General features: G+C 66.0%; 14 protein-coding genes. 5 read left to right on the forward strand and 9 right to left on the reverse strand.

Annotated elements, in window-relative coordinates; all coding sequences use genetic code 11:
• Positions 1 to 279 precede the first annotated feature (279 nt).
• The 6 genes from pepN to AC05QJ_RS23290 are packed head-to-tail and all read right to left on the reverse strand — an operon-like array spanning position 280 to position 6,800.
• Positions 280 to 2,937, reverse strand: a complete 2,658-nt coding sequence (pepN, locus tag AC05QJ_RS23265; RefSeq protein WP_476743610.1) for an aminopeptidase N — start codon at positions 2,935 to 2,937, stop codon at positions 280 to 282.
• A 28-nt stretch (positions 2,938 to 2,965) separates the two neighbouring features.
• Complete coding sequence (locus AC05QJ_RS23270; RefSeq protein WP_476743611.1) at positions 2,966 to 3,796, reverse strand: DUF2797 domain-containing protein; 831 nt, start codon at positions 3,794 to 3,796, stop codon at positions 2,966 to 2,968.
• Positions 3,793 to 4,053 carry a YeaC family protein gene (locus tag AC05QJ_RS23275; protein ID WP_476743612.1) on the reverse strand — a complete coding sequence of 87 codons (261 nt, stop codon included), beginning with the start codon at positions 4,051 to 4,053 and terminating at the stop codon, positions 3,793 to 3,795. The genes AC05QJ_RS23270 and AC05QJ_RS23275 overlap by 4 nt, the downstream gene beginning before the upstream one ends.
• Before the next feature lie 13 nt (positions 4,054 to 4,066).
• On the reverse strand, positions 4,067 to 4,942 hold the full coding sequence (locus AC05QJ_RS23280) for a rhomboid family intramembrane serine protease (protein ID WP_476743613.1): 876 nt from the start codon (positions 4,940 to 4,942) through the stop codon (positions 4,067 to 4,069).
• Complete coding sequence (locus tag AC05QJ_RS23285) at positions 4,939 to 5,910, reverse strand: metallophosphoesterase (protein WP_476743614.1); 972 nt, start codon at positions 5,908 to 5,910, stop codon at positions 4,939 to 4,941. The genes AC05QJ_RS23280 and AC05QJ_RS23285 overlap by 4 nt, the downstream gene beginning before the upstream one ends.
• Positions 5,910 to 6,800 carry an NAD(+) kinase gene (locus AC05QJ_RS23290; RefSeq protein ID WP_330077717.1) on the reverse strand — a complete coding sequence of 297 codons (891 nt, stop codon included), beginning with the start codon at positions 6,798 to 6,800 and terminating at the stop codon, positions 5,910 to 5,912. Before AC05QJ_RS23290 ends, AC05QJ_RS23285 begins: the two co-directional genes overlap by 1 nt.
• A 101-nt stretch (positions 6,801 to 6,901) precedes the next feature.
• Here AC05QJ_RS23290 and AC05QJ_RS23295 point away from each other — a divergent pair, with 101 nt between their 5' ends.
• Both AC05QJ_RS23295 and AC05QJ_RS23300 read left to right on the forward strand, forming a co-directional pair.
• Positions 6,902 to 7,876 carry a DUF1853 family protein gene (locus AC05QJ_RS23295; protein WP_476743615.1) on the forward strand — a complete coding sequence of 325 codons (975 nt, stop codon included), beginning with the start codon at positions 6,902 to 6,904 and terminating at the stop codon, positions 7,874 to 7,876.
• Between the two features lie 106 nt (positions 7,877 to 7,982).
• Positions 7,983 to 8,531 (forward strand): cytochrome b, encoded by a 549-nt coding sequence (locus tag AC05QJ_RS23300; RefSeq protein WP_476743616.1) that lies wholly within the window; start codon positions 7,983 to 7,985, stop codon positions 8,529 to 8,531.
• Here the strand turns inward: AC05QJ_RS23300 and AC05QJ_RS23305 are convergent.
• Positions 8,528 to 9,403, reverse strand: a complete 876-nt coding sequence (locus AC05QJ_RS23305) for a 1-aminocyclopropane-1-carboxylate deaminase/D-cysteine desulfhydrase (protein ID WP_476743617.1) — start codon at positions 9,401 to 9,403, stop codon at positions 8,528 to 8,530. The genes AC05QJ_RS23300 and AC05QJ_RS23305 overlap by 4 nt on opposite strands.
• A gap of 440 nt (positions 9,404 to 9,843) precedes the next feature.
• Positions 9,844 to 11,880: an oxidoreductase gene (locus AC05QJ_RS23310; RefSeq protein WP_476743618.1), complete on the reverse strand. Its 2,037-nt coding sequence runs from the start codon at positions 11,878 to 11,880 to the stop codon at positions 9,844 to 9,846.
• A gap of 194 nt (positions 11,881 to 12,074) precedes the next feature.
• Between AC05QJ_RS23310 and AC05QJ_RS23315 the strand changes: the two genes are divergently transcribed.
• Together AC05QJ_RS23315 and AC05QJ_RS23320 are read left to right on the forward strand one after the other, a co-directional pair.
• Positions 12,075 to 13,193 carry a nitrilase-related carbon-nitrogen hydrolase gene (locus AC05QJ_RS23315; protein WP_476743619.1) on the forward strand — a complete coding sequence of 373 codons (1,119 nt, stop codon included), beginning with the start codon at positions 12,075 to 12,077 and terminating at the stop codon, positions 13,191 to 13,193.
• Positions 13,194 to 13,197: 4 nt separating this feature from the next.
• Complete coding sequence (locus tag AC05QJ_RS23320) at positions 13,198 to 14,238, forward strand: AraC family transcriptional regulator (RefSeq protein WP_476743620.1); 1,041 nt, start codon at positions 13,198 to 13,200, stop codon at positions 14,236 to 14,238.
• A gap of 277 nt (positions 14,239 to 14,515) precedes the next feature.
• Here the strand turns inward: AC05QJ_RS23320 and AC05QJ_RS23325 are convergent, their stop codons facing one another.
• On the reverse strand, positions 14,516 to 15,406 hold the full coding sequence (locus AC05QJ_RS23325) for a DUF2242 domain-containing protein (RefSeq protein WP_476743621.1): 891 nt from the start codon (positions 15,404 to 15,406) through the stop codon (positions 14,516 to 14,518).
• A 241-nt stretch (positions 15,407 to 15,647) separates the two neighbouring features.
• On the opposite strand from AC05QJ_RS23325, the gene AC05QJ_RS23330 reads away from it, so the two are divergent.
• Entirely contained in the window at positions 15,648 to 17,312 is a 1,665-nt protein-coding gene (locus AC05QJ_RS23330; RefSeq protein ID WP_476743622.1) for a cyclic peptide export ABC transporter, read from the forward strand.
• Positions 17,313 to 17,403 lie beyond the last annotated feature (91 nt).

Raw genomic sequence — 17,403 nt, forward strand, 5'->3', positions numbered from 1 at the left:
CTTGTTCCAGAGCCCTGCAATAGCTGAGGGCCATCCTAATGGGGATTGCGAACGGCTGACAACGAACGGGACGTTATCTTTTGTTAAGCGGGGGGAGAAATGGAAAAACGGGAAAGATCACATGCAATCTTTTGTGGGAGTGGCTTCAGCCACGATCGGCGGCGTAGCCGTCGTAAAACCTGAATCCGCGATTTTCCGGAAAATCAGGGATACAGGTTTTATGGCCGCTGCGCGGCCAATCGCGGCTAAAGCCGCTCCCACAAAGATCGCGCCAGGTCGTCAGGCGAGGCTCTTGCTCACCACTTCGAACACGTCACTGGACAGCTGGCCGGAGCTGCGGATGCGCTCCAGTTCGCCTTTCATCAGCGCCTGGCGCGCCGCGTCGTACTTGCGCCAGCGGGTCAGCGGCGCCAGTTGCCGCGAGGCGATCTGCGGGTTCAGCGCGTTGAGCTCGATGACGATGTCGGCCAGGAAGCGGTAGCCGGAACCATCCGCCGCATGGAAGTTGACCAGGTTCTGCCCGGCGAAGGCGCCGATCAGGGCACGGACCTTGTTCGGGTTCTTCAGGGTGAAGGCCGGGTGTTCCATCAGCGCATGCACCCGCGCCAGACCGCCCGGCAAAGTGCTGCCCGCCTGGACGCTGAACCACTGGTCCATCACCAGCGGGTTGTCCTTGAAGTGCTCGGCAAAGGCTTCCAGCGCCTTGGCCCGCTCGGCCTCGAACGGCGAGTTGACCAGCACCGCCAGCGCGGTCAGGCGCTCGGTCATGTTGTCGCAGGCGTCGTACTGCTCCAGGGTCGCTTCCAGCACTTGCGGCTTGCCGCTGAGCATCAGGTACGACAGGACGATGTTCTGCAAGCCGCGCCGGGCGAAGTGCTCGGCTTCGGCCACGTAGGCGGTCTGCCGCGATACGGCGCGGTTGGCCTGGTAGCGCGACCAGAGGCCGTCGAACAGCTGCTCGGCCAGTTGCCGGCGGGCGAACTCGCGGGCCGCGTGGATGGCATCGACATCGGCGACTTCGCTGATCTCGGTGAGGTACGCCTCGCTCGGCAGCGACAGCATCTCGGCAACCATGGCCTGGTCCAGCGCGTCATTGCCCAGCACGCTGCCCAGGGCGGTGACCAGGCGCTGGTCGAGCACCAGCGGCGCGCCCTGGCGATGCTGTTCAATCAGTTCCTGCAGCACCTGCACCGACAGTTGCTGGCCGGCTTCCCAGCGATTGAAGCCATCGCTGTCGTGCTGCATGAGGAACATCAACTGGTCGCGGTCGTACGGGAAGCTCAGCTTGACCGGGGCGCTGAAGCCGCGCAGCAGCGACGGCAGCGGTTGGGCGTCGATATCGACGAAGGTGAAGGTCTGCTCCGCCTCGGTCACCGACAGCACGCGGGAGGTGCCAAGCGCAGCGGCCTCGCCCTGCAGGCGCAGCGGCAGGTCGTTGCCCTGGGCGTCCAGCAGGCCCAGTTCCACCGGGATCACGAACGGCTTTTTCTCGACCTTGTCCGGGGTTTCCGGGCAGCTCTGGCGGAAGGTCAGGCTGTAGGTGCGCGCCGCGGCGTCCCAGGACTCGCTCACGGCCAGGCGCGGCGTGCCGGCCTGGCTGTACCAGCGCTTGAACTGGGTCAGGTCGACGCCGTTGGCGTCTTCCATGGCCTTGATGAAGTCGTCGCAGGTCACTGCCTGGCCGTCATGGCGCTCGAAGTACAGGTCACTGCCCTTGCGGAAGCCCTCGGTGCCCAGCAGGGTGCGGACCATGCGCACCACTTCCGAGCCCTTCTCGTAGACGGTCAGGGTGTAGAAGTTGGAGATCTCGATGAAGCTGTCCGGGCGCACGGCGTGGGCCATGGGGCCGGCATCTTCGGCGAACTGGTGGGTGCGCAGGTAGGCGACATCCTCGATGCGCTTGACCGTGCGCGAGTTCATGTCGGCGCTGAACTCGGCGTCGCGGAACACCGTGAAGCCTTCCTTGAGCGACAGCTGGAACCAGTCGCGGCAGGTGACGCGGTTACCCGACCAGTTGTGGAAGTATTCGTGGGCCACCACCGCCTCGACCCGCTGGTGGGCGGCGTCGGTGGCGGTTTCGGCGCGGGCCAGCACGCAACTGGAGTTGAAGATGTTCAGACCCTTGTTTTCCATGGCGCCCATGTTGAAGTCGTTGACCGCGACGATCATGAAGATGTCCAGGTCGTACTCACGGCCGTAGACCTCTTCGTCCCAGCGCATGGACTTCTTCAGGCTGGTCATGGCGTGCTGGCACTTGTCGATGTTTTCCGGCTCGACATAGATACGCAGGGTCACGTCACGCCCGGACTGGCGGGTGAAGGTGTCTTCGACGCACCAGAGGTCGCCGGCCACCAGGGCGAACAGGTAGGCGGGCTTCTTGAACGGGTCTTCCCAGGTCGCCCAGTGCCGGCCATCGTCCTGCGGGCCGCTGCCCACCGGGTTGCCGTTGGAGAGCAGGACCGGGTAGCGGTGCTGTTCGGCGATCACCGTGGTGGTGAACGCGCTCATCACGTCCGGGCGGTCGAGGTAATAGGTGATCTTGCGGAAGCCTTCGGCCTCGCACTGGGTGCAGAACATGCCGCCGGACTTGTACAGGCCTTCCAGCGCGGTGTTGCTTTCCGGGTGGATGCGCACGCTGGTGTCGAGGGTGAAGTGCTCGGCTTTGGGCTGCAGGGTCAGGTGGCTGTCGCTGAGCTGGTAGTCGGCGGCGGTGAGCAACTGGTCGTCGAGAGCGACGCTCAGCAGTTCCAGTTGCTGGCCGTCCAGCACCAGCGGCGGCAGGCCCGCACCACGGGCCGGGTTGCGGCGCATGATCAGCTGCGCGTGGACCAGGGTGTGGTCCTCGAACAGCTCGAAGGTCAGGTGGGTTTCGTCGATCAGGTACTCGGGCGCCTGATAGTCCTTGAGGTAGATCACTTGCGGCTGTTCGGTGCGCATGTGGCGGTCCTTTTACTAATTCACGGCATTACTGATGCACGGCCAGCTGATAGGCCGTGTACTTGCGAATGTTGATCACGCCGGTGTCGAAAATCAGGTACTGGCCCTTGATCCCCAGCAGCGTGCCTTCGGCCACCGGGTTCTTGTCCAGGTTGAAACTGACGATCTTGCTCGGGTAGGCCTCGACCGGATAGCGGATTTCCAGCGGCTCACCGTCGTGCAGCGGCTGGATGGCCTGCAGGCCGAACCGCTCCTGCAAGGCCCGGATGCCGTCGCCACAGCTGTCGAACAACTGGTCGCGTACCGCCACCAGGTCCACCGCCTCGGCGTCGCCCTTGAGCAGCGCACGCCAGTTGGTGCGGTCGGCCACCTGGCTGCGCAGCAGGTCTTCCACCAGGCCCGACTGCTGGCGGGTGGCAACCCGCAGGATCGGCAGCGCCTGGCTGGCGCCCTGGTCGAGCCAGCGGGTGGGCAACTGGCTGGCGCGGGTGATGCCGACCTTGATGCCCGACGAATTGGCCAGGTAGACCACGTGGTCGGTCATGCAGAACTGCTCGCCCCAGGACGGCTCGCGGCAGGTGCCGGCGTCGTAGTGGCAGCGCTCGGGGCTCATGATGCACACGTCGCACTGGGCCAGCTTCGTCATGCAAGGGTAGCAGTAGCCCTGGCTGAAGCTGGTCTTGGTGCGCTTGCCGCAATGGCTGCAGTGGATGGCGCCGAGGTATTCGAGACGCACGGTCTGACCGATCAGCGGATTGACCGGCACCTCGACCTCATCGAGGCGGAAAGCGTATTGCACGACCGGCGTCTCGAGACGCGCGGCCATTTTGCGAATGGAACCACGGCCGAGTTCGATCAATGGATCGCATCCGACTTGAACAGGATGTTCGGCACGGTGATGGACTTCGACGCACACTCCTGCGGGCCCATGTAGCCGGTGCGCTGCTCTTCCGGCAGGTTCTGGATTTCCCAGGCGATCACCGCCTGCAGCGACAGCTCGCGTTGCTCGGAGGTGAGTTTGCGGCCGTCAGACCATTTGCCGATTTCCACGGCCAGTTTCAGGCTCTCGTAGATTTCCGGGGTAATGTTTTCGATCATTTGCGCAAAAGTGGACATAGCGTCTCCCAAATCAAGCCGTCAGTTTACGCCGGGCCAGCGCCCCGCCCAAGAGTCCGCTCAGGCATCCGACCAACAACCCGCCGACGTGGGCGGCGTTGGCGATCTGGCCGAAGCCGAGCAGGCTGACCAGCCCGGACAGGCACAGCAGCAGCCAGATCAGCATCATCACCAGCACGCCACGGGGCATGCGGAACAGCGGGCTCGGCGCCAGCCATTGATACAGCCAGACATGCCCGAGCAGGCCGTACAGCACGCCCGACAACCCGCCGAACAGGCTCGGGCCGCCGAACAGATACTGCGCGGCGTTCGACACCAGGCCGAACACCACCGTCAGCAGCAGCAAGGCCCAGGGCCCCTGGCGCCATTCGATGCGCCGCCCCAGTTCCCAGTACCACAGGCCGTTCATGGCTAGGTGGAGAATGCCGAAGTGCAGCAACATCGGCGTGAGCAGGCGCCAGTACTGGCCGGCGTCGAGGCCAGCGGCCAGCGAGGTGAAGTAGAGGTAATCGCCCTGCACGCGGAAGTCGACGAAGGTGAACCAGCGCAGGGTCTCGAGGTTTTCGCCAAGGCCGGTGAGGCCCGCCACCAGCAGGCACAGCAGCAGGATCCCGGCCGTGACCTTGCTGGCCCGCAACTGCTGGGCGATGCCGGGCCGGGCCGGCTCGTCAATTGCAGGCGCCAGTGGCGGCAGGTCGCCCGGGACGTCGCCGTCGGGGTAGTTCTCATAGAGCTGGCGCACCTGCCCGGCCAGCGGGTGCGCGACCCACAACACCTGCTCGCCGCTCTCCTCGGTAACCCGGTGCGGCACCTGCAGGCGCCGCAGCAACTGGACGAACCCGCTCAGGTCGGTGTTCAACGGCAGGCGCAGGACCTGAACCACATTCATTGGCTGGCCTCCGGCCGTTCGACATCGACCCAGACGAACTTGCGCGGGTCGATGCGGGTTTCATCGTCGAGCCGGTACGCCACCAGCTTGCCGTAAAGCACTGCACTGTAGTCCAGGCACGCCAGGTTGGCGCGGATCGGCGCCGGCTTGCCGCTGCGCCAGTAATGACCGACGAACAGCATCGGCTCGTCCTCGGCGTAGCGCAGCAGGGCATTCTTCTGGCTGCGGCTGAGCGGCGCACTGGCCACTTCCGCCGGCAGCGCGTCGGGCTGGAACACGATATCGCCGTAGGTCTGCGGGTCTTCTTCCCAGAACTTGGTGCGGAAGAAGGCGCGGGTCAGGCCGTCGCCGCCGGTCAGGGTCAGGCCGTCCGGCAGGCGCATGTCGGTGCCCCGCAGCAAGCGGTTGCAGGCCAGATGGGCAAAGGTGTCGGACTGCGCCGAGGCCTGTACGAAGGTCGGGTCGATCAGGCCGTCGGGGTACTGCTGGCGCAGGGTGTCGATCAGGCGGCCGTCCCAGCAGGCGTGGACCAGACGGAAACGCCCGGCATCGACGAACAGCGGCAATTGGTAGAACCAGCCGAGGAAGTCATGCCAGTCGCCAGGATGGTCGGCGAACTGGGTCAGGGTTTCGTCGATCAGCCGGGCATGGCGCGGGGTGTGCTCGCGCACGAAGGTCTTGCCGCTGCCGGCCGGCGCCGGCGTGGTCCAGCCCAGGGCGTTGTACTCATGGTTGCCCATGATGCAGTGGGCCTGCCCTGCCTCGACCATGTCGTGAACGATATGCAGCGCCTCGCGGATGCGCGGGCCACGGTCGATGATGTCGCCGAGGAACAGCGCCTGGCGCTGGGCATGTCGCCAGACCCCGCCGATGCGCTTGTAGCCGAGGGTATCGAGCAAGCGTTCGAGGGTGTGGGCACATCCGTGTACATCGCCGATCAGGTCGAAACTGCGCGCGGGATCGAGCATCAGTCGCCTCCACCGCCCAGGCGGCTGCCCCAGCCGAGCTTGGTCCGGCAGACCTCGTAGTAGTTGTGGTCCAGCGGATGGATCAGGCGCAGTTTCTGCGGTTTCTTGTTCACCGTGATGGTGTCGCCGGGAGCGCAGGTGAAGTGGTTCTGGCCGTCACAGGAGACCTGGGGATAAATGGTCATGTCCTGGGAAACGACGATCTTCAGCTCGCTGTTGCCGTCCACCACGATCGGGCGGCCCGACAGGGTGTGCGGGTACATCGGCACGATGACGATGGCGTCGAGCTTGGGGTGCATGATCGGGCCGCCGGCGGACAGCGCGTAGGCGGTGGAGCCGGTCGGCGTGGCGACGATCAGGCCGTCGGCCTTCTGGCTGCAGACGAACTGGCCGTCGATGTAGATCTCGAATTCGATCATCCGCGTCGATTTGCCCGGGTGCAGCACCACGTCGTTGAGGGCATCGCCCTGGCCGATGGCTTCGCCGTGGCGGCGGACTTCGGCCTGCAGCAGGAAGCGGTTTTCCACCAGGTAGTGACCGTCGAGGACTTCGGCGACCTTCACTTCCAGTTCGTCAGGGCGGATATCGGTGAGAAAACCCAGGCTGCCGCGGTTGATCCCCAGTACCGGGATGTTGTGCCGCGCCAGGGCACGGGCAGCGCCGAGCAGGCTGCCGTCGCCGCCGACCACGATGACCAGGTCGCAGACCTCGCCCAGCAGCTTGCGCGAGGAGGTCTGCAGGCCGTGGCCGGGCAGCACTTCGGCGATGGTGTCTTCGAGAATGACGTGCAGGTGCCGTTCCAGCAGGAATTTTTTCAGGCGGCGGATGGTATCGAGCACCTGGGAGCTGCCGAGGCGGCCGATGATACCGATATTGCGAAATTGCTCCATGGGGCTCCTGCAGGCTCTGCGGCGGTGAAAAGGCACGGTGGCCAAAGCCCCGATTATGGGCGAAAGCGCCGGCCAGCGGCAAACGGGGCTATGCTCGCTGGATGAATCCGTTCGCCTCCCTGCACGATCTGCCCCGCCACCTGCGCCAGCCCGCGGTCCGCGACCTGGCCTGGGCGCTGCTGTCGCCGCCGCTGCTGGAACAGGCGCCCTGGCCGCAACGCCATCCCCTCAGCGCCAGCGACTGGCGCGAACACCCCGAACACCTGCGCGACTGGCTGCTGGCGCTGGACCGTGATCCCACACCGCTGCTGGACTGGCTGGCACGCCTGTCGAGCCGGCGCCTGGGGCTCTATTACGAGCGGCTCTGGCAGTTCGCCCTGCAGCAGGCACCCGGCGTCGAACTGCTGGCCGCCAACCTGCCGATCCGCCGGGGCAGCCATACCCTGGGCGAACTGGACATCCTGCTGCGTGACCGTGAAGGCGTGCATCACCTGGAGCTGGCGATCAAGCTGTACCTGGGCCCGCCCGACGGTGACGGCGTCGATCCCGCCCACTGGCTCGGCCCCGGCTGCCACGACCGGCTGGACCGCAAACTGACTCACCTGGCCGAGCACCAGTTGCCCATCTCGGGCCGCGACGAGAGCCGCGACGCCCTCGCCGCGCTGGGCCTGCAACAGGTGCAGGCGCGGCTGTGGCTGGGTGGCTACCTGCTATATCCCTGGCCCGCCCACGCCCACTCGCCCCGAGGCGCCCATCCGCAGCACCTGCGCGGTCGCTGGCTGCATCAGCGCGACTGGCCGGCGTTCCAGGCGGCCAGTCCCAGCGGGCGCTGGCAGTTGCTGCCGCGCCAGGCCTGGCTCGGGCCGGCCCGTGTCAATGCTGGCGAGGTCTGGAGCGCGGCGCACCTGCAACAGTGGCTGGAAGCCCTCGATCCCCTCGCCCAGGCACAATTGATGGTACGCCTGGAGCCCGGCCCGGACGGCGACTGGCTGGAAGCGGAACGGGCGTTCCTGGTGTCCGATCGCTGGCCGAACCTGCCGGCCACCCGCTCCGAAACCTTGACCCAGACGCCTTGAATCCGGCTTTTTTTCGCCTTCCCCGCCTACCGCATTGCCATTGAGCGTTTACAGTTGAAGGCAGCGCCGCCAAGAGCGCAGTCCCTGACCTGAAGAGGAATGTTCCATGAGCCTGACCAATACCCGGGAGCGCTACGGCAGCCTGTCCGTGGCCCTGCACTGGCTGATGCTGGTGCTGCTGGCGGCGGTGTACGCCTGTATCGAGTTTCGCGGCATCTTTCCCAAGGACAGCGCCGAGCGCGAGCTGATGAAAACCCTGCATTTCATGCTCGGCCTGACCGTGTTCGTGCTGGTGTGGCTGCGCCTGTTCCTGCGCCTGAGCCGGCCGACCCCGCGTATCGAACCCGCCCCGCCGGCCTGGCAGACCGGCCTTGCCCATCTGGTGCACTGGGCGCTTTACGCCCTGATGATCGGTCTGCCGCTGGCCGGCTGGACCATTCTCAGCGCCGCTGACAAGCCGATTCCCTTCTACGGCTTCGACCTGCCGGCACTGGTGCAGCCCGACAAGGACCTGGCACGCTTCGTCAAAGGCTGGCACGAATGGTTCGGCGCCCTCGGCTACTGGTTGATCGGCCTGCATGCCGTGGCCGGCCTGTATCACCACTATGTGCGCAAGGACAACACGCTGGTGCGGATGCTGCCCACCAAGGATTAGGCCGCAAAACCACGGCGGCCCTGCAGCCCGCCGGTGTGCACGAAAACCAGCCGGGTGCCTTTGACGAAGGTCCCGGCTTTTTCCTTGAGCGCCAGCAACGCCTTGCCGGTGTACAGCGGCTCCAGCGGTACGCCGCACTCGGCCTCGCTGCGGGCGATGAAGTCCAGCAGCTCAGGATCGACCTTGGCAAAACCGCCGCGACAGGCCTCGTGAAGCTGATAGCCGGTCAGCGCCGACAGGTTGTCTTCCACGCCGTAGCCCTTCGGCACTGCCAGCGCACCGTGCACCGGACGGGCACCCGCCTCCGCCAGCACCAGCCCGGCCAGGGTCGTACCGGTGCCGACCGCCAGCCACCAGGCGTCGTAGTCGTCCCAGCCAATCCCGGCCAGCTGCGCCCGCGCCTGCTCCACGATCAAACCGCAGCCTTTGGCGCCCAATTCGCCGCCACCGCCTTCCGGCACGCAGTGCCAGCCAGGGTAGCGCGCTTGCCAGGGTTCCCAGAAACCCGGCTGGTTGCGGGCGCGGTAGCCGCCGTAGCCGAGCCAGTGCAGTTGCATGCCGGAGGCTTGCAGATCGCGGGTGGTCGGGGTGTCTTGCGGATCGCCGCGCATCAGGCCAACGGTAGCCAAACCCAGGCGCTGCCCGGCGGCGGCCAGGGCATGGAGGTGATTGGAGTGGTTGCCGCCCAGGCTGATGACTCCGGGCGCGCCATTGGCCCGGGCGAGGCGCAGGTGTTCGAGCAGCTTGAACCACTTGTTGCCGCTGATCTCGGGGTCGATGAGGTCGAGGCGCAGGATGGCGACGTCGATGCAGGCTTCGTTGAGCCAGGGCAGGGAGAGGCGCTGTAGAGGGGCTTGGGGGAGATTGAGCATGCGCCAAGTCTACAGAGGGTGACCCTCATGATGGCGGCAATGTGCATGCCGAAAGCTTTTCAGCGCCCTTGAGATCGAGCGCCGCCCGCGCGGCGCATCGCCGGCAAGGCCGGCTCCCACATTTGTTGCAACGTACCTATGCCTGTCAGGCCATGGTTGATCGCCTTGTTTGTACGACGCGATATCGAGTCAAGCCCAACAGCCTCCCCGCAGTGGATCGCCAGGCACCAAAGGCTGACAACTCAAATCCCACAGGCCATGGCGCGTTGCAACAAATGTGGGAGCTGGCCTTGCCAGCGATGCGCCGCGCGGGCGGCGCTCGATCTCAAGGGCGCTGAAGCTCTCCAGCCATGCGCTCGCGATGCGCCGCGCGGGCGGCGCTCGATCCTGAGAGCGCCGAAAGACTCACGGCCAGCGCCTGGTTGCCATTACCTGAGTGGTCAGAGCCCCGCCGCCAACCGCGAACCCTGGTTGATCGCCCGCTTGGCATCCAGCTCCGCCGCCACATCGGCACCGCCGATCAGGTGCACCGACTGCCCCGCGGCCACCAGGGCGTCCTGCAGTTCCCGCAGCGGGTCCTGGCCGGCGCAGATGATCACGTTGTCCACCGCCAGCACCTGTGGCTCGCCCTCGCCGATGCGGATGTGCAGGCCGGCATCGTCGATCCCCAGGTATTCGACGCTGTTGAGCATCTGCACCTGCTTGTTCTTCAGCCCGGTCCGGTGGATCCAGCCGGTGGTCTTGCCCAGGCCGTCGCCGACCTTGGTTTTCTTGCGCTGCAGCAGGTAGACCTGGCGGGCCGGGGCATGGGGTTGTGCACGCACGCCAGCGACACCACCACGGGCCTCCAGCGCGCCATCGATGCCCCACTCTTTCCAGAAGGCTTCACGGTCCTGGCTGGTGGCAACGCCCTGGTGCACGAGGAATTCGGAGACGTCGAAGCCGATACCGCCAGCGCCAACCACCGCGACAGTCTGCCCGACCTCTTTGCGCCCCAGCAGAACATCCAGGTAGGTCATCACCTTCGGATGCTCGATACCCGGAATCGCCGGCAGGCGCGGCACGATGCCAGTGGCAAGGATGATTTCGTCATAACCGCCAGCGGCCAGCTGCGCAGCATCGACGCGGGTGTTCAGACACAGCTCGACCCCGGTGGTCTGCAGTTTGCGGCCGAAGTAGCGCAGGGTTTCGTAGAACTCCTCCTTGCCCGGTACGCGCTTGGCGACGTTGAACTGGCCGCCAATCTCGCTGGCCGCATCGAACAGCACCACCTGATGACCGCGTTCGGCGGCAACGGTCGCCGCCGCCAGGCCCGCCGGGCCGGCACCGACCACGGCCACGCGCTTGGCCTGGGTCACCGGGATGTAGTTCAGCTCGGTCTCGTGGCACGCCCGCGGGTTGACCAGGCAGGTGGTCAGCTTGCCGCCGAAGGTGTGGTCCAGGCAGGCCTGGTTGCAGCCGATGCAGGTGTTGATCTCGTCGCCACGGCCAGCGGCCGCCTTGTTGACGAACTCGGGGTCGGCGAGGAACGGCCGGGCCATGGACACCATGTCGGCATCGCCCTCGGCCAGCACCTGTTCGGCCACTTCCGGCGTGTTGATGCGGTTGGTGGTGATCAGCGGGATCTTCACCGCGCCGCGCAGCTTGGCCGTGACCTTGCTGAACGCCGCACGGGGCACTTTGGTGGCGATGGTCGGGATCCGCGCCTCGTGCCAGCCGATGCCGGTGTTGATGATGGTCGCGCCGGCCTTTTCGATGGCCTGGGCCAGTTGCACGATCTCCTCCCAGTTGCTGCCGCCCTCCACCAGGTCGAGCATCGACAGGCGGAAGATGATGATGAAGTTCGGCCCCACCGCCTCGCGTACCCGGCGCACGATCTCCACCGCCAGGCGCATGCGGTTTTCGTAGCTGCCGCCCCAGCGGTCGGTGCGCTGGTTGGTGTGGGCGGCGAGGAACTGGTTGATGAAGTAGCCTTCCGATCCCATGATCTCGACGCCGTCATAACCGGCGCTCTGGGCCAGTTGCGAGCAATTGACGAAGTCGGCGATCTGCTTCTCGATGCCTTCCTCGTCCAGTTCCTTGGGCTTGAACGGGTTGATCGGTGCCTGGATGGCGCTCGGCGCCACTTGCTTGGGGCTGTAGGCATAGCGACCGGCGTGGAGGATCTGCAGGCAGATCTTGCCGCCCGCTTCGTGCACCGCCTCGGTGACGATGCGGTGTTTCTCGGCCTCTTCCGGGGTGCTCAGCTTGGCCGCACCGGAGTACACGCCACCTTCGACGTTGGGGCCGATGCCGCCAGTGACCATCAGGCCCACGCCACCACGGGCCCGTTCGGCGAAGTAGGCCGCCATGCGCTCGAAGCCGTCGGGCTTTTCTTCAAGACCGGTGTGCATCGAACCCATCAGGGTGCGGTTACGCAGGGTGGTGAAGCCGAGGTCGAGGGGAGCGAGCAGGTGCGGGTAATGAGCGGCGGTCATGATGATCTCCACGGTGCGAATCACGGAATGCGGGTGCCTCGGGCTGCCGGGCAGCGGGCCCCGTCGATTGGTCTGGAGCCGACATTAAAGGCCGCTCCGTCGCCGCTCAATGACCGAAAGTGACAAGTTATTGATCCAACTGCACGCTGGCGTCTAACCTAGTGTCCGAATTCTTCCCCGGCCTTGTACGCTCCATGCGCAAACTGCTTTCCGGCGCCCTGGCGCTCGTTCTCCTCGCCGCCTTCGGTGGCTACATGCTCTGGGCCGAGCAGCGCCCCGAGGGTCACTACCTGTCCGACCTGCGCGTCGACCTGGCGCTGAGCGAGGGCATTCCCAGCGGCCAGGGCAATCTGCTGGGCGTCGAGCCGCTGCTCTATCCCGGCGACTACCAGAACATCACCCGCCTGCACCGCAAGCTGGCCGCCTACCTGGAACAGGCGCGGGTGCAGGGCCTGATCAACGATCGCACCGTGGTGATTTTCCCCGAACACATCGGCACCTGGCTGTGGGCCCGCGGCGAGAAGCCCGAGATGTACCAGGTGCCGCGGCTGCGCGAGGCCTACCAGTGGCTGGAGCTGAGCAACCCGCTGCGCTATGGCCTGGCCATGGTGGGCGCCGAAGGCGACGACCGCCGCGCCGACGCCCATCTGCGCATGAAGGCCGGGCAGATGGCCGAGGACTACCAGAAGCTGTTCGGCGGCCTGGCCAGGGAATTCGGCGTGACCCTGGTGGCCGGCTCCATCGTGCTGCCCGAGCCGTACCTCGACCACGGCGTTTTGCGCGCCGGCTCCGGTGCCCTGTACAACAGCAGCCTGGTGTTCGCTGGCGACGGTTCGGTGATCGGCCAGCCGCAGCGCCAGCAGTACCCGGACAGCGGCGTGCGCCGCTTCATCCAGCCCGGCAGCGCGACCCCGCCGCAAGTGCTGGAGACCCCCGCCGGCCGTCTGGGCGTGCTGATCGGCAGCGATGGCTGGTACCCCTCCAACTACAAGCGCCTGGCGGAACAGGACGCGCAACTGATCGCCAATCCGGCGTTCGTCGACGGCAAGGGCAGCTGGACCAGCCCCTGGCGCGGCAACCGCCATCAGCCACTGGCGGCGGAACTGGGCTTCAAGCCCGGGGAAATCAGCGAAGACCAGGCCTGGTACCGCCTGAGCGACAGAGGTGTGCCGTCGGGCGTCGCCAGCATGAGCGTGTTCCTGCGCGGTCAGTTCTGGGAGGTCCGCGGCGAAGGCCAGGGCTTCGCCAATCTCAACGGCCTTCATCACGCCAGCGCCAGCCATGGCGCCCGGCTGTTGAATCTGTGGCTGTAAGCCGATGAACCGGCCACGGGTGAGGCTCGGCGATCTTTCGGTCGGTTTTATCCAGAGCCTGGAACAGGCCCTGGCCGAACTCGGCCACGACCCGGCGCCGCTGCTCGCACGCTATGGCCTGACCCCGCAGCGCCTGAGCGAACCCGGCGCACGGCTGTCGATCCCGCGCTACATGCACCTGGGCCACGCCGCCATCGAGCACTGCGCGGAACCGGCGCTGGGCTTGCACATGGGGCGCCTGAGCCGGCTCGGCCAGGCAGGCCTGGCCGGTGTCACCGCCGCCCAGGCGCCGACCCTCGGTGAAGCGGCCCGCACCCTGCTGCGGTTCGAGCCGCTGTACGCCGCCAACTACCGCGGCCAGTCGAGCTTCGAGGAAGACGCCAGCGGTGCCTGGCTGCGCTTCTACTCCATCAGCCCCTACAACGCCTACAACCGCTTTGTGGTGGATTCGGTGCTGTCCGGCTGGCTGGCGCAACTGTCCGCCCTCGCCGGCCAGCCGCTGCAGGCCGAACGCATCGACATCGAATTCGACGCCCCCGCCTACGCCGAGCGCTACCAGGCGCTTAGCCTCACCCCGGTGCAGTTCACCGCCCAGACCAACCAGCTGCGCCTGGGCCGCGCCGTGCTCGACCTGCGCAACCCGGCGCACTGCCCGAGCACCTGGCAGCACCTGTTGCAACTGTGCGAGCAGGAACTGCTGGAGCGCACCCGCATCCGCAGCCTTGGCGAGCGCATCGCCCACCTGCTGGGGCCACTGCTCAATGGCGGGCGTGAGCCGGACCTGGAAGAAGTGGCCCGGCGCCTGCAGTTGCCGACCTGGACCCTGCGCCGCAAGCTCGCCGAAGAAGGCACCCAGTTCCGCGCCATTCTCAACGATACGCGCCGGGACCTGGCGATGAGCTATATCCGCGATACGGAACTGGCGTTCGGCGAAATCGCCTATCTGCTGGGGTTTGCCTCTGCAGAGGCGTTCCAGCGGGCGTTCAAGCGCTGGAGCGGCGTGACACCCGGGGAGTTTCGCCGGAGTCAGCGGCGTTCGGCCTGAATGCAAACGGGCCAGTGCTTTCGCACTGGCCCGTTTCGTTTACTGCGACACAGCGGCCGCTCACAGCTCGGTAGCATCGTCCGCCGGTTCCGGCAGATCCATTTCCGAGGCGTGGAATTCGAGTAGTTCTTCCTGATAGTCGTCCATTTTCACCTGCTCCGTTTCGTTCTGTTCATGTCTGATTCCTGAGTCACCCTAAAGTGCCCCGGTGAAGGAAAAATGACAACACCGTGTAGGAAAATAAACGTAGCAGGTGTTACAGGATTTATCCCGCGGCCTAGAGCGCCGCGGGCGTCTCACCGTTGGTCGGGGTTGCCTGGGTGTCCGAGGCCGGCGTGGTGGCTGCAGGTTCGGCTTGTACCGGGGCGATCTGCTCGGCGGTGATCGGCGCGGCTTCAGCCGGTGGTGCGATGGGCTGCGAGCCCTTGCTGTCGTCCACCACCGGAGCGGCCTGGGTTTCCACCACCGGCGCGGCTGCCGGGGCGGGCGCGGCGGCTTCGGCGACGGCGGCCGGTGCTTCGTTCACCGGGGCGGCGAGCGCGGCCGGCGCAGGCACCGGGGCCATTTCCGGCACTCCCAGTTCGGCAGCAGGCTTGGCCGGCTCGACGGCAGGCGCCTCGGGAGCCGCCTTCTTCTTGCTTTCCTTGGGCAGGAAGCTCTCCACCAGGGCGAAATAGCGGTCGTAGAACTGGGTCGAGGTCACCGTCTCGCTGGCCACCTTGACCATCGAGTCGTCGGTGGAGCCGATCGGCATCGATACCGAACCCAAGACGCCGACACCCAGGCTCGCCGAGGTGTTGGATTTTTTCAGCGCGTAACGGTCCTGCAGGGCGTTGGCGAACATGGTGGAGCGCTGGGCGCCGCCCATGTCGTCGGCACAGGTCACGTTGAAGCTGATCTGCAGGTGGGTTTCGCCGGTCTGCTGGAAGCTCTTGTTACCCATCACCTGGCCCTTGTCGGCGGAGGTGATGATATAGCCCTGGCTCAGCAGCGCCCGACGGGCGGCTTCACAGGAGCCGGCTTCGCTGACCGGGAAGCTGCGGGAGAAGGTGCCCGAATCATCGAAGTTCTCGTGTTCGTAGATCGCGGCCTTCTTCGAGGAGCAGCCGGTGACACCCGCCAGCACAAGGGCCAGCCCGAGCGCACCGCAGACGGTTGACTTAGACATTGCAAATCCTGGAGGGGAAAACAGAACGGCGCCTATTGTGCAACACCTGGCCGATCACTGAAACCGCCAGGCTCCGAATCGGCGACAGAATTCATCTCGCCAGCCCCTGGCGGCCCCCCGACCGCCGCTAAATTTCACATTTCCCGGATCGTCCTCTCCCTGACGGCAGAATCCCCCGCTCTCTGCCCGCCCATGAACGGCCGCTCCACACGGGACCGCCCCTGATCCGAGAGACAACTGCATGACGCTCAAGACCCAAAGCCTCGCCCGGGAAGCCCTGCGGATTCTCCGGCCCTACTGGTGGCTGGTGATCCTCTCCACGGTACTGGGCATCGTCAGCGGCCTGAGTGTCACCGGCCTGCTGGCCACCATCAACAACGCGATGGGCCTGGAAGGCGGGCCGAACGTCGATACCGCGCTGCAGTTCGCCGGCCTGTGCATCCTCACCCTCGCCTGCTCCACCGGCTCCAGCCTGCTGAGCAACAGCGTCGGCCAGCGGGTGGTGGCCAACCTGCGCCGCGAGCTGGCGGCCAAGGTGCTGGTGGCGCCCATCGAGCAACTGGAGCGCTACCGTTCGCACCGGTTGATCCCGGTGCTGCTCAACGACGTCACCACCCTGAGCAACTTCGCCCTGTCGGTGGCGCCGATGGTCATCGCCTTCACCGTGACCCTGGGCTGCCTGAGCTACCTGGCATTCCTGTCGTGGCAGATCCTCGCCCTGACCGTGCTCACCGTGGTGATCGGCACCGGTGCGCAGTACCTGGCACACCTGTCCGGCATGCGCAGCATCCTCACCGCGCGGGACGGCGAAGACGAATTGCAGAAGCACTACCAGGCGATCTCCGACGGCGCCAAGGAACTGCGCATCCAGCGCCCGCGCCGCCAGCACATGCTCGACGAGCAGATCTTCGGCACCACCGAGCGCATCTGCAGCGCCAACATCCGCGCCGCCAACATCTTCGTCAGCGCCGAGACCTTCGGCTCGATGCTGTTCTTCGCCGTGATCGGCATCGCCATCGCCTTCCAGGCGCTGTGGCCGAGCACCGAGAAAACCGTGCTGGGCGGCTTCGTGCTGGTGATGCTGTACATGAAGGGGCCGCTGGAACGGCTGGTCACGGCGCTGCCAAACCTTTCCCGGGCGAAGATCGCCCTGGGCCGGATCGCCGAACTGTCCTGGCGCTTTTCCTCGCCCGAGCCGCACCTGCTGGTCAGCGACCGGCCCTCGACCCTGGCCTCGATGCAGACCCTGGAACTGCGCCAGGTGCACTACGACTACCCGGCGGTGGAAGGTGTCGAGACCTTCCACCTGGGCCCGGTGAACCTGAGCATCACCCAAGGCGACATCGTCTTCATCGTCGGCGAGAACGGCGGCGGCAAGACCACCCTGATCAAGCTGCTGCTGGGCCTGTACACGCCACAGCGCGGCGAGATCCTGCTCAACGGCAAGCCCCTGCAACCCGAGGAACTGGACGACTACCGCCAGTTGTTCACCACCATCTTCGCCGACTACTACCTGTTCGACGACCCGCTGCCCGGCGAAGCGCCGCTGACCGCCGACGCCGCCAAATACCTGGAACGCCTGGACATCGCCCACAAGGTCAGCATCCGCGACGGCGCCTTCACCACCACCGACCTGTCCACCGGCCAGCGCAAGCGCCTGGCGCTGATCAATGCCTGGCTCGACGAGCGCCAGTTGCTGGTGTTCGACGAATGGGCCGCCGACCAGGACCCGGCCTTCCGCCGGGTGTTCTACACCGAGCTGCTGCCGGAACTGAAGCAACAGGGCAAGACCATCATCGTCATCTCCCACGACGACCGTTATTTCCCGGTGGCGGACCAACTGGTGCGGATGGAGGGCGGCAGGATCAGCGTCGAGCAGGTTCAACAGACGGCGGCCTGCCTCTGAACACAGCGCGCCTGAGCGTCAGTTGGCAGGCGCCATAAAACCGGCGAAACCTCAATGAATCCGGGGGTTACGCCGGTTTCAAAACAAATTC

The sequence above is a fragment of the Pseudomonas sp. TUM25319 genome (assembly GCF_056388475.1).